The 13414-nt window shown below is 66.2% G+C and carries 14 protein-coding genes; 13 read left to right on the top strand and 1 reads right to left on the bottom strand.

Annotation, left to right across the window (positions count from 1 at the left end):
- Positions 1 to 46 precede the first annotated feature (46 nt).
- From tsaB to ACQR0U_RS01705, 12 genes are all read left to right on the top strand, one after another.
- On the top strand, positions 47 to 748 hold the full coding sequence (tsaB, locus tag ACQR0U_RS01760; protein ID WP_315716939.1) for a tRNA (adenosine(37)-N6)-threonylcarbamoyltransferase complex dimerization subunit type 1 TsaB: 702 nt from the start codon (positions 47 to 49) through the stop codon (positions 746 to 748).
- Positions 745 to 1227 (top strand): ribosomal protein S18-alanine N-acetyltransferase, encoded by a 483-nt coding sequence (gene rimI, locus ACQR0U_RS01755; RefSeq protein ID WP_316202458.1) that lies wholly within the window; start codon positions 745 to 747, stop codon positions 1225 to 1227. The genes tsaB and rimI overlap by 4 nt, the downstream gene beginning before the upstream one ends.
- Before the next feature lie 43 nt (positions 1228 to 1270).
- Positions 1271 to 1723: a Fur family transcriptional regulator gene (locus ACQR0U_RS01750; RefSeq protein WP_315716937.1), complete on the top strand. Its 453-nt coding sequence runs from the start codon at positions 1271 to 1273 to the stop codon at positions 1721 to 1723.
- A complete protein-coding gene (locus ACQR0U_RS01745) occupies positions 1716 to 2435 on the top strand; it encodes an HAD family hydrolase (protein WP_434841474.1) in 720 nt (239 codons plus the stop codon). Before ACQR0U_RS01750 ends, ACQR0U_RS01745 begins: the two co-directional genes overlap by 8 nt.
- 56 nt (positions 2436 to 2491) lie before the next feature.
- On the top strand, positions 2492 to 3889 hold the full coding sequence (miaB, locus tag ACQR0U_RS01740) for a tRNA (N6-isopentenyl adenosine(37)-C2)-methylthiotransferase MiaB (protein WP_434841475.1): 1398 nt from the start codon (positions 2492 to 2494) through the stop codon (positions 3887 to 3889).
- Positions 3890 to 3953: 64 nt separating this feature from the next.
- Entirely contained in the window at positions 3954 to 4931 is a 978-nt protein-coding gene (locus ACQR0U_RS01735; RefSeq protein ID WP_315716934.1) for a PhoH family protein, read from the top strand.
- A gap of 63 nt (positions 4932 to 4994) precedes the next feature.
- A complete protein-coding gene (gene ybeY / locus ACQR0U_RS01730) occupies positions 4995 to 5504 on the top strand; it encodes an rRNA maturation RNase YbeY (RefSeq protein WP_315716933.1) in 510 nt (169 codons plus the stop codon).
- A gap of 2 nt (positions 5505 to 5506) precedes the next feature.
- Positions 5507 to 6676: a hemolysin family protein gene (locus ACQR0U_RS01725; RefSeq protein WP_315716932.1), complete on the top strand. Its 1170-nt coding sequence runs from the start codon at positions 5507 to 5509 to the stop codon at positions 6674 to 6676.
- Entirely contained in the window at positions 6673 to 8283 is a 1611-nt protein-coding gene (gene lnt / locus ACQR0U_RS01720; RefSeq protein ID WP_434842497.1) for an apolipoprotein N-acyltransferase, read from the top strand. Before ACQR0U_RS01725 ends, lnt begins: the two co-directional genes overlap by 4 nt.
- A gap of 232 nt (positions 8284 to 8515) precedes the next feature.
- Positions 8516 to 8932, top strand: a complete 417-nt coding sequence (locus tag ACQR0U_RS01715) for a helix-turn-helix domain-containing protein (protein WP_006615449.1) — start codon at positions 8516 to 8518, stop codon at positions 8930 to 8932.
- 323 nt (positions 8933 to 9255) lie between these two features.
- Positions 9256 to 10386, top strand: coding sequence for a M20 family metallopeptidase (locus ACQR0U_RS01710; RefSeq protein ID WP_315716930.1), 1131 nt, complete (start codon positions 9256 to 9258; stop codon positions 10384 to 10386).
- Positions 10383 to 11117 carry a tRNA (guanine(46)-N(7))-methyltransferase TrmB gene (locus ACQR0U_RS01705; protein WP_434842496.1) on the top strand — a complete coding sequence of 245 codons (735 nt, stop codon included), beginning with the start codon at positions 10383 to 10385 and terminating at the stop codon, positions 11115 to 11117. The genes ACQR0U_RS01710 and ACQR0U_RS01705 overlap by 4 nt, the downstream gene beginning before the upstream one ends.
- Positions 11118 to 11138: 21 nt before the next feature.
- Here the strand turns inward: ACQR0U_RS01705 and ACQR0U_RS01700 are convergent, their stop codons facing one another.
- Positions 11139 to 12215, bottom strand: coding sequence for a DUF2336 domain-containing protein (locus tag ACQR0U_RS01700; RefSeq protein WP_316193234.1), 1077 nt, complete (start codon positions 12213 to 12215; stop codon positions 11139 to 11141).
- A gap of 425 nt (positions 12216 to 12640) precedes the next feature.
- Between ACQR0U_RS01700 and rimP the strand changes: the two genes are divergently transcribed.
- Positions 12641 to 13408, top strand: a complete 768-nt coding sequence (rimP, locus tag ACQR0U_RS01695; RefSeq protein ID WP_315716927.1) for a ribosome maturation factor RimP — start codon at positions 12641 to 12643, stop codon at positions 13406 to 13408.
- Positions 13409 to 13414: the final 6 nt, after the last annotated feature.

The following is a 13414-nucleotide window of genomic DNA, read 5'->3' as shown; positions in this document are numbered from 1 at the left end:
GCCCCAAAAAGGTATTCGGCGCTCCTTTCAATGTGAATCTGACCGGATGTTGATCCTCGCCATCGATACTGCCCTCGACCATTGCGCGGCTGCCGTTCTGGACACTGATTCGGCCGCGATGCGCGCCGAGGAAACGCTGCCGATGAAGCGCGGCCACGCCGAGGCGCTGATGCCGCTGATCGCGCGCGTGATGCGCCAGTCGGGCGTCGGCTTCCACGAGCTCGACCGCATCGCGGTGACGACGGGTCCTGGTAGTTTCACCGGGCTGCGCGTCGGCCTCTCCGCCGCGCGCGGCATTGCCTTGGCGGCGCACAAGCCGGTCGTCGGCGTGACCACGCTGTCCGCCTACGCGGCGCCGATCGTCAGCGAGGACCGCGCCAACCCGGTGATCTCGGCGATCGATGCCCGGCACGACCATGTCTACTACCAAGTCGTGAGCGGCAGCGGCGAGGAACTGGTCGCGCCCCAGGTCGCTGCGACAGACGACGTCCTGGCGGCCGCGCGGCTCGGCGCCCCGCACCTCGTCGGCAACGCCGCGGCGCTGCTGGCCGAGCGGTGGCCCAAGGACGCAGCCGCGCCAGTTGCGGTCGACTCGCAAGACGGGCCCGACATCGGCTGGGTCGCCTGGCTCGGCGCGGCCGCCGACCCGGCGCACGCGCCGGCGCGGCCGTTCTATCTGCGCGCGCCCGACGTCAAGCCGCCCGCCGGTGCGGCGCGTCAACCGGCGCAGACGGCCGTCTCGTCATGAACATGTTCTTCCGCTGGCTCGGCAGCCCCAAACCGTTGATCGAAGCGGCCGCGCCGCGCGACGCCGCCCGGCTCGCCCTGATCCACGCCGCCTCGTTTCACCGCGGCTGGGGCGAAGGCGAGTTCGAGGCGATGCTGGCCGAGCGCAACACCATGATCCATCGGCTGCGGCTCGGGCGGAAGCTCATCGGCTTCATCGTCTCGCGAATCGGCGCGGACGAAGCGGAAATATTGTCAGTTGCACTTGACCCAAATCAGCGCGGCCGCGGATTTTCTCGTGATCTGTTGCTGCAGCATCTCGGGCACCTCGCGGGGCGCGGGGTCCGGACGGTCTTTCTCGAAGTGGAGGAAAACAACCAGCCGGCCCGCCGACTCTATGAACGCGCCGGATTTGCGACCGTGGGCCGTCGGGAACGCTATTACCTTCAGCCCGGCGGGGAACAGTTGAATGCGCTTCTGATGCGCCGGGACTTGTCGTAACCTGCGCTTGGTGGCAGAAAGCGCATCCTTGAGGCGAGACACGATGACCTCCTTGAAAACCACGCCAGCGCTCAATTCCACCGGAATCGAGGCCCGCTGTGCCGCCACCGGCATGCGCATGACCGAGCAGCGCCGGGTCATTGCCCGCGTGCTCGCGGAAGCCTGCGACCATCCCGACGTCGAGGAGTTGTACCGGCGCTGCGTCGCCGTCGACGACAAGATCTCGATCTCCACGGTCTATCGCACCGTGAAGCTGTTCGAGGATGCCGGCATCATCGAACGCCATGATTTCCGCGAGGGCCGCGCCCGCTACGAGCAGATGCGCGACAGCCATCATGATCATCTGATCAATCTGCGCGACGGCAAGGTGATCGAGTTCACCTCCGAGGAGATCGAGAAGCTGCAGGCCGAGATCGCCCGCAAGCTCGGCTACAAGCTGGTCGATCACCGGCTGGAGCTGTATTGCGTGCCGCTCGACGAAGAGACGAATGGCTGACGCGGCGCCGGCTTCGAACCTCGATCTCGTCATTTTCGATTGCGATGGCGTGCTGGTCGACAGCGAGGTGATCTCCTGTCAGACGCACGCCGACGTGCTCAGCCTGTGCGGCTATCCGATCACGACCGAGCAGGTGTTCGCGCGGTTCCTGGGCCGCTCCCTGAAACAGGCGAAGCTCGAGGTCGAGGCCGAGCTCGGTCGTTCCCTGCCCGACGATTTCAACCCGAAACTGCAGGATCGCCTGTTCCGCGCCTTCGAGCAGGACCTCGCGGCCATCGACGGGATCGCGGAGGCGCTCGACGCCATCGACGCGCCGGTGTGCGTCGCCTCCTCCGGCTCGCATCAGCGCATGCGCGTCAGCCTTGGCGCCACCCGGCTCTACGATCGCCTCGCCCCGCACATCTTCTCATCCTCCCAAGTCGAGAACGGCAAGCCCGCGCCCGATCTGTTCCTGTTCGCGGCAGCGCAGATGAAGGCGCGTCCCGCGGCCTGCGTGGTGGTCGAGGACAGCACGGCCGGTATCCGGGGCGGTGTCGCGGCCGGCATGACAGTGCTCGGGTTTCACGGCGGCAGCCACTGCCGGCCCGGGCACGCCGACGACCTGCGAGCGGCCGGCGCCACCGTGGTTTTCGACGACATGCGGCAGTTGCCGGCGATTCTGAGCCGGCTGGCCGAGAAAAAGCCCGCGATCGCTGGATTTTCGGCCCCCTAGCCTATATCTGAGCGCGGCGCCGAATTGGGCGCGCCTCCGACCGCATGCAAGGGTTCATGACGCCGCCGCGCAAGCTGCACATCAAGTCCTATGGCTGCCAGATGAATGTCTACGATGCCCAGCGCATGGTGGACACGCTGGGGCCTGAGGGCTTCGTCGAGACCGCCGAGGCCGGCGACGCCGATCTCGTGATCCTCAACACCTGCCACATCCGCGAGAAGGCCTCCGAGAAGGTCTATTCGGAGCTCGGGCGGCTGCGGGTCGCGAAGGAGGACGCCGCGCGGGCCGGCCGGACGATGCAGATCGCCGTGGCCGGCTGCGTGGCGCAAGCGGAAGGCGAGGAGATCATCGCCCGCGCCCCCACCGTCGACGTCGTGGTCGGCCCGCAGAGCTACCACCATCTGCCGCAGCTCCTGGCCCAGGCCCGCCGCGGCGAGCGGGCGATCGAGACCGAATTCCCGGCCCAGGACAAGTTCGGCTTCCTGGCGAAGCCCAGCCGCGAGGCGATCCGCGCCCGCGGCGTCTCGGCCTTCGTGACCGTGCAGGAAGGCTGCGACAAGTTCTGCACCTTCTGCGTGGTGCCGTATACGCGCGGCAGCGAGATGTCGCGTGCGGTGACACGCATCGTCGACGACGTGACGCAGCTCGTCGACAATGGCGTTCGCGAGATCACCCTGATCGGCCAGAACGTCAACGCCTATCACGGCGAAGGCCCTGACGGCCGGCCCTGGACGCTGGGGCGGCTGCTCCATGGGATCGCCGAGATTCCGGGCGTGGCGCGGATCCGCTACTCGACCAGCCATCCCAACGACGTCGACGACAGCCTGATCGCGGCGCATCGCGATCTCGAAGCGGTGATGCCGTTCGTGCATCTGCCGGTTCAGTCGGGATCTGACCGCATCCTGAGCGCCATGAACCGCAAACACACGGCGACTGACTATCGCAAAGTCGTCGACCGTTTTCGCGCCGCCCGTCACGACATTACATTCTCTTCGGATTTCATCGTCGGGTTCCCGGGCGAGACCGAGGAAGATTTTCGCGCCACCCTCGCCCTGATCGACCAAATCGGCTACGCTGCGGCCTATTCGTTCAAGTATTCGCCGCGCCCGGGAACTCCGGCAGCGGACATGCCGGAGATGGTGTCAGCGACCGAGATGGACGAGCGATTGGAGCGCCTCCAGAGCTTGATCGACAGCCAGCAAGCAGCCTTCAACAAGGCCGCGATCGGCCAGGTCGTCGACGTGTTGTTCGAGCGGCCAGCGCGCAAGCCCGGGCAACTGGTCGGACGGACCGCGTATCTGCAGCCGGCCCACGTCATGGCGTCCGACGACATCATCGGCCAGGTTCTGCCGGTGCGGATCGACAGTCTCGAACGCTACAGCCTGCTCGGCGAACTCGTCACGGCCGCGCCGGCAGTGATCTCCCCCACGCCCCTCGTGTCCATCGGAGGCTGAGCACTTGCCCAAGAGCGCATCGGATCCGTCTTCCCTCGCTCCCAGCCGCAAGTACGACCGCGACATGTCCATGCCCCCCGAGACCCAGGTCGTCATCGATTTCGACGACAACCGTGCCGCCTCCGCCCTGGTCGGGCCTTACGGCCAGAATCTGGCCCTGGTCGAACGACGGCTCGGCGTCGTCGTCGATTCCCGCGGCAACCACATCACCATCGGCGGAACACGCGACGGCTGCGATGCCGCGCGGCGCGTGCTCGAATCGCTCTATGCGCAGGCCGTGAAGGGCCACGATCTGGCGCAGGGCGACGTCGAGGGCGCGATCCGCGCCGTGGTGGCGCAGGGCTCGCTGTTCGAGTTCGACGCCAAGAACGCCAAGAACGCGTTCGAGAGCATCAACCTGCGCAAGCGCCCGGTGCGCGCCCGCACCGCCGCGCAGGATTCCTACATCCGCGCGCTGAAGCGGCACGAGCTCGTGTTCGGCATCGGCCCGGCCGGCACCGGCAAGACCTGGCTTGCGGTCGCGCATGCGGCGCAGCTGTTCGAGCGGAAGGAAGTCGACCGCATCATCCTCTCACGCCCGGCGGTCGAGGCCGGCGAGCGGCTCGGCTTCCTGCCTGGTGACCTCCGCGAGAAGGTCGATCCCTATCTGCGCCCGATCTACGACGCGCTGTACGATCTGATGGATGCGCGCATCGTCGAGCGCGCGCTGCAGGCCGGCGAGATCGAGATCGCGCCGCTCGCCTTCATGCGCGGGCGCACCTTGACCAACGCCGCGATCATCCTCGACGAGGCGCAGAACACCACATCGATGCAGATGAAGATGTTCCTCACGCGTCTCGGCGAGAACAGCCGCATGATCATCACCGGCGATCCCTCGCAGGTCGATTTGCCGAACGGCCAGACCTCCGGACTCGCCGAAGCCGCGCGCCTGCTCGACGGTGTCGAGGGGATCGCACAGGTCCGGTTCACCGGCGAGGATGTCATCCGCCACGAATTGGTGGCGCGCATCGTCGCCGCCTATGAGGGGCCGAAAGCCCGCTGACGCGAGAGCAAGCACGCCGATGGTCGCGTCGTTCCAGCGCCATCCGCACAGATATCGACCAGGATGCCACAAAGTCCCATTCCAACGACCGAGGTGATCGTCGCAGCCGATTGCTGGCAGGACCAGCCTGACGCCGAGGACGTCATACAACGCGCCATTCTCGCCGCGGCCGAGATGGTCGATGCCGATGTCGGCGACGCCGAGATCGCCGTCATGCTGACGGACGACCAGGGCATCCGCACCCTGAACAGCAATTGGCGCGGCATCGACAAGCCCACCAACGTGCTGTCGTTTCCGGCGCTGCAGCCGACCGGACCGCGCGGCGAGGATGATGCCCCGCGCATGCTCGGCGACATCGCCATCGCCTATGAGACGATGCGGCGCGAGGCCGACGACGAACAGAAGCCGTTCGAGCATCATCTCAGCCATCTCACCGTGCACGGCTTCCTGCATCTGATCGGCTACGATCACGAGACCGATGACGAGGCCGAGGAGATGGAGGCGCTGGAGACCGAGATCCTGGCCCATCTCGGCATCCCCGATCCCTATGCCGACCGGGAACGGATGAACTGACCATGGCCGATTCCGAGCCCATCCACGACAATCCGCGCCAGACGCGCAATCTGCCGGCCGTGGTGCCGCCGGCCGAGCTCGGCCGCTCGCCGGGCGAGAACTGGCTGTTTCGCGCGCTGCGCAACCTGTTCGGCTGGAAAGGCGGCGGCTCGGTTCGCGACGATCTGCAGGTCGTGCTCGATGCCTCGACGCCCGATGACATCGGCTTCTCCGCGGTCGAGCGCACGCTCCTGCGCAACATCCTCGATTTGCACGAGCGGCGCATCGCCGACGTGATGGTGCATCGTGCCGACATCGTCGCCGTCCGGCGCGACATCACGCTCGGCGAACTGATGAGCCTGTTCGAGAGCGCATCGCATTCGCGGCTCGTCGTCTACAACGACACGCTCGACGACCCCGAAGGCATGGTGCACATCCGCGACCTGCTCGCCTTCACCACGGCGCAGGCCCGGGTCTCCGACGAGGTGAAGGCGCGGCGCAAGAAGCCGCTGCCCGCCGGCCTCGATCTCAAGGCCGTCGATCTGTCGATGCCGCTGTTCGAGGCCAATATCATCCGCAAGCTGCTCTACGTGCCGCCGTCGATGCGCGCGATCGACCTGCTGGCGCAAATGCAGGCCTCGCGCATCCACCTGGCGCTGGTCGTCGACGAATATGGCGGCACCGACGGGCTGGTCTCCATCGAGGACATCGTCGAGCAGATCGTCGGCGAGATCGACGACGAGCACGACAGCGACGAGCCGCCGGCGATCGTGCGGCAGGCCGACAACGCCTTCATCGCGGACGCCCGCGCCAGCCTCGACGACGTACGCCGGGTGATCGGCGAGGAGTTCGTGACGGGAGAGGCGGGCGAAGGGGTGGAGACGCTCGGCGGCTATCTCGTCAACCATGTCGGCCGGCTGCCGGTGCGCGGCGAGCTGATCTCCGGCCCCGGCAATTTCGAGGTCGAGGTGCTCGATGCCGATCCGCGCCGGGTCAAGCGCCTGCGCATCGCGCCGCGCAAGGAACGCCCGACGCCCCGCCCGCAGCGCGAAAGCCGGCGTCGAGACGTTGCGCCGGAAGTGACCCCGGCGGACACGGACGTCCCGGCCGAGCCGCCGCCGACAGAGGCCGGCCCTGCGCCGGTCCACGACGATAGCAGCCCGCCACGGGGCGATGGAGCCAGCTCACAGTGATCCGCCCATCGACGATTCGCGGCCTCGCCATTGGCGTTGTCCTGGCCTGGGGCTGGAAGCGTGCGGCGATCGCGCTCGCCGCCGGCGCGCTCTCGTCGCTCGCGATGGCCCCGTTCAACGCCTGGCCGGTGCTTGCGATCACCTTCCCGGTTCTGGTCTGGCTGATCGATGGCGCCGCGGCGGGACGGCGGCGCGGCATCCCGGCTGCCGCCTTCACCGGCTTCTGCTTCGGCATGGGCTATTTCGTCCCCGGCCTTTACTGGATCGGCAACGCGTTCCTGGTCGATGCCGACACCTTCGCCTGGCTGATGCCGTTCGCCGTGCTGGGCCTGCCGGCCTATCTCGCGCTGTTTCCGGCCCTAGGCTTCGCCTTGGCCCGGTTGATCTGGACGCGTGATGCAACCCGCATCCTGGCGCTCGCCGTCTGCCTGACCGCGAGCGAATGGCTGCGCGGCCACGCGCTCACCGGCTTCCCCTGGGACACGTTCGGCTATGCCCTGTCGCAGCCGCTCGCGCTGGCGCAGACGGCCTCGCTGATCGGGATCTGGGGCATGACGTTCCTGGCGATCGCGATCTTTGCCAGCCCCGCGGTGCTGATCGACGGCAAGACATGGCGTGAGCGCTGGCGGGCGCCGGCCGCGGCCGCCGCCCTGCTCGTGATGATGGGCGTGTTCGGCGCCATCCGGCTCGGCCTGCATCCGACGGCCTTCGTCGCCGACCTCAAGCTGCGGATCATGCAGCCGAACCTGCAGCAGGACGTGAAGTTCAACTATGGCGCCAAGGCCGATGTCATGCGCCGCTATCTGGCGCTGTCGGACCGCGCCTCGGGCCCGAACGCCACCGGCGTCCGGGACACCAACGTCCTGATCTGGCCGGAATCGGCGTTCCCGTTCTTCCTGACCCGCGAGGCGGACGCGATGGGCCAGATCGCCGACCTGCTGTCGCCGGGCACGGTGCTGATCACCGGTTCGGTCCGCGCCCCCGACGCGCCTCGCAACACCCCCATCACCCGGGCCTACAATTCGATCTACGTGATCGATCACGACGGCACCGTGCTGTCGGTCTACGACAAGCTCCATCTGGTCCCGTTCGGCGAGTTCCTGCCGTTCCAGAATCTGCTGGAGCGGATCGGGCTCGAGCAACTCACGCGGGTGCAGGGCGGCTTCATCCCCGGCACGGCGCGACGCAACCTGGACGTGCCACACGCTCCGCGTGTTCTTCCCTTGATCTGCTACGAGGCGATCTTTCCGAGTGACAGCGTGCCGACCGAAGAACGACCGGGCTGGATCGTCAACTTGACGAACGATGGCTGGTTCGGCATTTCGACTGGGCCTCATCAGCATCTGCAGCAAGCGCAGTGGCGCGCGATCGAGCAAGGACTTCCATTAGTTCGATCTGCGAACACCGGCATCTCCGCAGTGATCGATCCCGTCGGCCGTATCGTTAAGCAATTGCCTCTCGGCGCAGAGGGCGTGCTGGATGCCGCGCTGCCTGTTGCGTTGCAGCCGACAGCCTATGCAAGGCTCGGCGACATTCCGGTTGCGATCCTGTTAGTGATCGCCCTGAGCACCGTCGTTCGCAGACGTGTTGCTCAAAAGCTTCCCTGACGACAGCAAGATCTCGATTCTTTCCGGGTCCGTAAGATTTTTTTTGACAAGCAAAACCCCAAGTGTTGACAGATAGCTGCTGCAATTCGCATTCTCGCGCGGCAGCATGAGCCGTCCAGTTCGTTGCTCGGCCGTCTTCGTTAGTACGACATGCGAACATAAATTGACGGTGTGAGCGCCTGAGGCATACTGCGACCGCCTCGTTCCGAGGCCCATTCTAAGGAGTTGAGAGATGTCGACGAAAGCGCCCAACCCTGTTGACAAGCATGTCGGCAGCCGGGTGCGGATGCGCCGTATCATGTTGGGCATGAGCCAGGAAAAACTTGGCGAGGCTCTCGGACTCACGTTCCAGCAGATACAGAAGTACGAAAAAGGCACCAATCGAGTCGGCGCCAGCCGGATTCAGCAGATCTCGGAGGTTCTGCAGGTCCCGGTCTCCTTCCTGTTCGAAGGGGTCCCGAGTGGCGGGACCAACGGTGAAGCTTTCGGCGAAGGCGCTTCGCCCGCCTATGTGTCTGATTTCCTGGCAACCTCCGAAGGACTGGCGTTGACCCGCGCATTCACGCGGATCCACGATTCGAAGCTTCGTCGCAGCATCGTCGACCTGGTCGAGCAGATCGCTGATCGTGAAGCTCCGGAAGAAGGCTAGCTGATGCGCCGGCGCTGACATTCCTATCGTGATCACTCTCATAGGAATGTCAGCGCCCTCGGGGGGCCATCAGCGGGGCACGTTTGCGGACGACGCGCTGGGCACGCTGCGTTCCGCCAGACGAATGAGCCGATAGACAGGTTGGATCACGACCAATAGAGCGCGATGGCTCCCCTTCGGGAAAGGCTATCGCGCTCTAAATCTTTTTATGCACATGTGGCCTGGAACTCCGGCGTCCCAGCCGCCAACCCGCCCAGCGACGCGCCAAGCGCGTCCACCGCCTGCTACCACTTCGTAACCATCGAGAACGATTTACAAAGCTCATGACCGCCAGCAGCAGCCCGTTCGATAGTCGCACAATTCTCGAAGGCATCCGCCAATGGGTCGAGATCGAGACCCCGACCGAGGCGCCTGATCAGGTCAACAAGCTGGCTTCCCTTGTCGCGGATGGCTATCGCGGGCTCGATGCCACGATCGAACGGATCGCCGGACGCGACGGCTGCGGCGACCACCTCGTCGCACGGTCGTCGTGGGGACAGGACGAGCCGGGCATCCTGGTCCTGAGCCATCTCGACACGGTACATCCGATCGGGTTCATCGCGCGGCTGCCGTTCGCAGTCGACGGCGACGTTGCGTACGGTCCCGGGATCTACGACATGAAGGGCGGCGCCTATCTCGCCTTTCACGCCTTTCGTCAGCTCTGCGCAGAGGGTCAAAAATCGCCCCTCGGCATTACTCATTTGTTCGTCTCGGATGAAGAGATCGGCAGCCCGACCTCGCGCGCGCTGATCGAGGAGGAAGGCCGCAAGGCCAAATACGTCCTCGTCACCGAGCCGGCGCGCGACGGCGGCAAGATCGTGACCGGACGCAAGGGCGTGGCGCGGTTCGACGTGGCAATCCGCGGCGTGCCCGCGCACGCTGGCGCGCGTCCACAGGATGGACGCAGTGCGATCCGCGAACTCGCCAACGTCATCCATGCGCTCGAAGCGCTCAACGACCCCGCCCGCGGCATCACCGTGAATGTCGGCGTCGTGCGCGGCGGCACCCGTCCCAACGTGATCGCTGAGGAAGCTTATGCCGAGGTCGATGCACGGCTGCCGACGCCTGCCGATGCCGAAGAAATCCTGCCCAAGATCCTGGGGCTGACCTCGCGCAGCGATGGCGTCACGGTCGAAGTGAGCGGCGAGGTGAACCGGCCGCCTTACGTCAAGGGCAACGCCGGCGCCGCCCTGTTCGAGCATGCGAAATCCCTGGCCGACGAGATCGGCTTCGAGCTGGTCGACACCTATACCGGGGGCGGTTCGGACGGCAATTTCACCGCACCGTTCACGGCGACGCTCGATGGGCTCGGCGTCGATGGCAAGGGCGCGCATACGCATTACGAGCAGATGTACATCTCCTCGATCGAGCCGCGGACAAGGCTGCTCTACCGTCTCTATCAAACCCTGCGATGAGCCCCGCGATCAACATGCCCGTCGACGACGATCACACCGGCACCGAGGCCCTGCACGGCCAGGGCTCGTTCTTCGGCCGGCGCAAGGGCCACAAGCTGCGGGCGCATCAGGCCGGCCTGGTCGACAACCTGCTGCCGCACCTCGCGCTCGATCTCGCCGCGCCCGCGGAAGCCGTGCTGCCCACGCTGTACGATCCGCCGGTCGACGCGCTGCGGCTGGAGATCGGGTTTGGCGGCGGCGAGCATCTTGCCGCCGAAGCGAAGGCGTGTCCGACCACCGGCTTCATCGGCTGCGAGCCCTATGTCAACGGCATGGCCAAGATCCTGTCGGCCATCGAGGCCGACAACATCGGCAATATCAGGCTGGTGGCGGGCGACGCCGCCGAGCTGTTGGCCTGGCTGCCGCCGCAGTCGCTGCAGCGCATCGACCTGATCCATCCCGATCCCTGGCCGAAGCGGCGGCACTGGAAGCGGCGTTTCGTGCAGGATGCGACGATCGCAGCGATGGCGCGCGTCCTGAAGCCCGGCGGCGAGTTCCGCTTCGTCAGCGACATCGCCGACTATTGCGCCTGGACGCTGTGGCATCTGCTGCGTTCGCCGGAGTTCGCCTGGACGGCCGAGCGCGCCGACGACTGGCGTCTGCCCTGGCTGGGCTACACCATGACGCGCTACGGGCGGAAGGCCACGCGCGAAGGCCGCGTCGCCAACTATCTGATCTTCAGCCGGCGCTGACCGCTGCGCCGGCGAGGTCACTCAGTGTCGTGTCTTCCAGAACGCGACGACGCGTTCGGCGGTCGATGGCAGCAGGCGCGCGTAGTTGACCCTGATCGCATCGATATCGCGCGGCGCCGGCACGCGTTTCGGTCCGAGGCGCAGCAGGATCAGTGCGTGCACGGTGCGCCAATCGAGCCCGATCATGCGCCCCAGGATCAGCAGCGGATCGTGACGATCGCCCGACACCAGCCGGTCGAGCGTCGCGATCTTCAATCCCGTCATTGCGGCGAGCGCCGCGATGACCTCCTCGTATTTGTGCTCGGATGCGAAGCCGAACAACGCCGACTGGTCCAAGGCACCGGCTTCATACAGCGACAGGATGGTCCGCTGCGCCGGCACGAAATCGCGCGTGCTATGCGCTGTACGCTCCGCATCGGCGAGTTCGGCGAGAGCCTGCCTGATCCTCGCCTGCTTGTCCGGCGGCACGACATCGAACAGCCGCCGCCTGATGACATCGAGCGAGCCGGCCAGCAGTTGTTTCAGATGATCGTCGGAAACATCTGCGCGCCGGCCGACCGTGAGCGTCAGCACGCCGTCTGAACTCGCGCGGTGGATCAGCGCGGCATAGCCGCGCGGGGAAAATGCTGCGCCGTCATTGGCAGCGGTCCGCCGCACCACGTCGCGATCACCTCGGCGCACCAGCACATCGGTCGTATCGGCCGATAGGCGCGTCCGCTCTGCCATCGCGAGCAAATGACCCTGGCTCTTGTCGCGCGCAATAGCGATGAGCACGGGATCGTCGAGCACGAGCGAACGGCGCAACAGCGGACCCGCCACCGCAACCTCGTCGTCGCGCGCCAGCCGGCTGACGACGGCACGGGGCGCCTTGAGGAGCCGCGACAACCGCTCCGCCAGATCGATCCGCGTCGGCAGATCCGCGAACGGGACCAGATCGATCAGGAGACCGTCGAACAGATTGATATGCTCGGGACGCAGCTTCGTCGCATCCTCGAAGAACAGGTCGGCGATGCGGCGCGTGGCCTCGAGGCCGCGTTCAGCATTGCCCTGCCTGACGATCCCGCCGAGGCCGGGGATCAGCGCGGTTGCCGGGGTCATGGACGTCTACTCGATACGCAACACGCCACGTTTCGGTGCGCTCCACTCCGTGCGGCACGACGACGGGGGCGAAAAGCACGAACTCAGCTCATTTTTAAGCGATCTTGGTGAATGAAGGGTTAGACCCTGCGGCATTCGGCCGTTCCCGGTCAGGGAAAACGATCCGATCCGCAGTCCGGGCGCGGAGCAAATTCCCAGTTCCAGGCGCCGTTTGAGGCGACACGACCCTTGCCGTCAGGCGGCAAAGCGGCTATATGAGCGCCATCAAACATCATCTCATATACGATCGCGTAGTGAGGGTGGGCCCTTCCGGACCCGCTCTTTTTTGTTACCTGGATCGCTCCGCCACGGGCGGGATCGGTCCGGTGAGCGCGATCGAACAGGCCCGACGGCCCAACCAAGCAAGACACGCGATCGACGCCTCGATGACGGAACCTACGTTCGCAACCGCTGACACCGACCTCCTGACCGAGCCCCGCCTCGTCGTCGAGCCGGGCGTCGCGGCGCGCGTGGCGGCGGTGGCCGACCCGGTGCTGCAGGGAATGGGGTACCGCCTGGTGCGGATCCGCATTTCGGGCGAAGGTGGTTGCACGGTCCAGGTGATGGCCGAGCGTCCCGACGGCACGATGCAGATCGAGGATTGCGAGGCGGTGTCGCGGGCGCTGTCGCCGGTGCTGGACATCGCCGATCCGATCGACCGTGCCTATCGGCTCGAGATCTCCTCGCCGGGCATCGACCGGCCGCTGGTCCGCCGCTCCGATTTCGAACGTCACATCGGTCATCTCGTCAAGATCGAGATGGCGGTGGCACATCAGAACCGCAAACGCTTCCGCGGCATCATCGCCGGCGTCGAAGGCGACGGCGTGCGCATCACCCGCGATGACGTGGCCAAGGACCAGGAGCCGGATGTCGTGCTGCCGATGGCCGACATCGGCGACGCCAAGATGGTGCTGACCGACGAGCTGATCGCCGAATCCATGCGCCGCGGCAAGGCGGCCGAGCGCGAGAAGAAGCGCGAGCTTGGAATCGTCCCACCGCTGGCGCCGCACGCCAAGCCGGCGGCCCAGGCGAAGCCCAAGCCGAAGCCGAAAGCAAAAGACGACAAGCCGGCCAAGAAGCCGCTGCCGACCAATACCAAGAAACATCGCCTCGCCGCCGATCGCGCGCGCAGAGGCGAGATCGATCCTGATTAGAGGAGA

The organism is Bradyrhizobium sp. HKCCYLRH3097 (assembly GCF_051167875.1).
In the GTDB taxonomy this organism is placed as follows: Bacteria; Pseudomonadota; Alphaproteobacteria; order Rhizobiales; family Xanthobacteraceae; genus Bradyrhizobium.
Note: the sequence above shows the minus strand (reverse complement) of the source record. Positions and strands in the feature narration are given on the sequence as shown.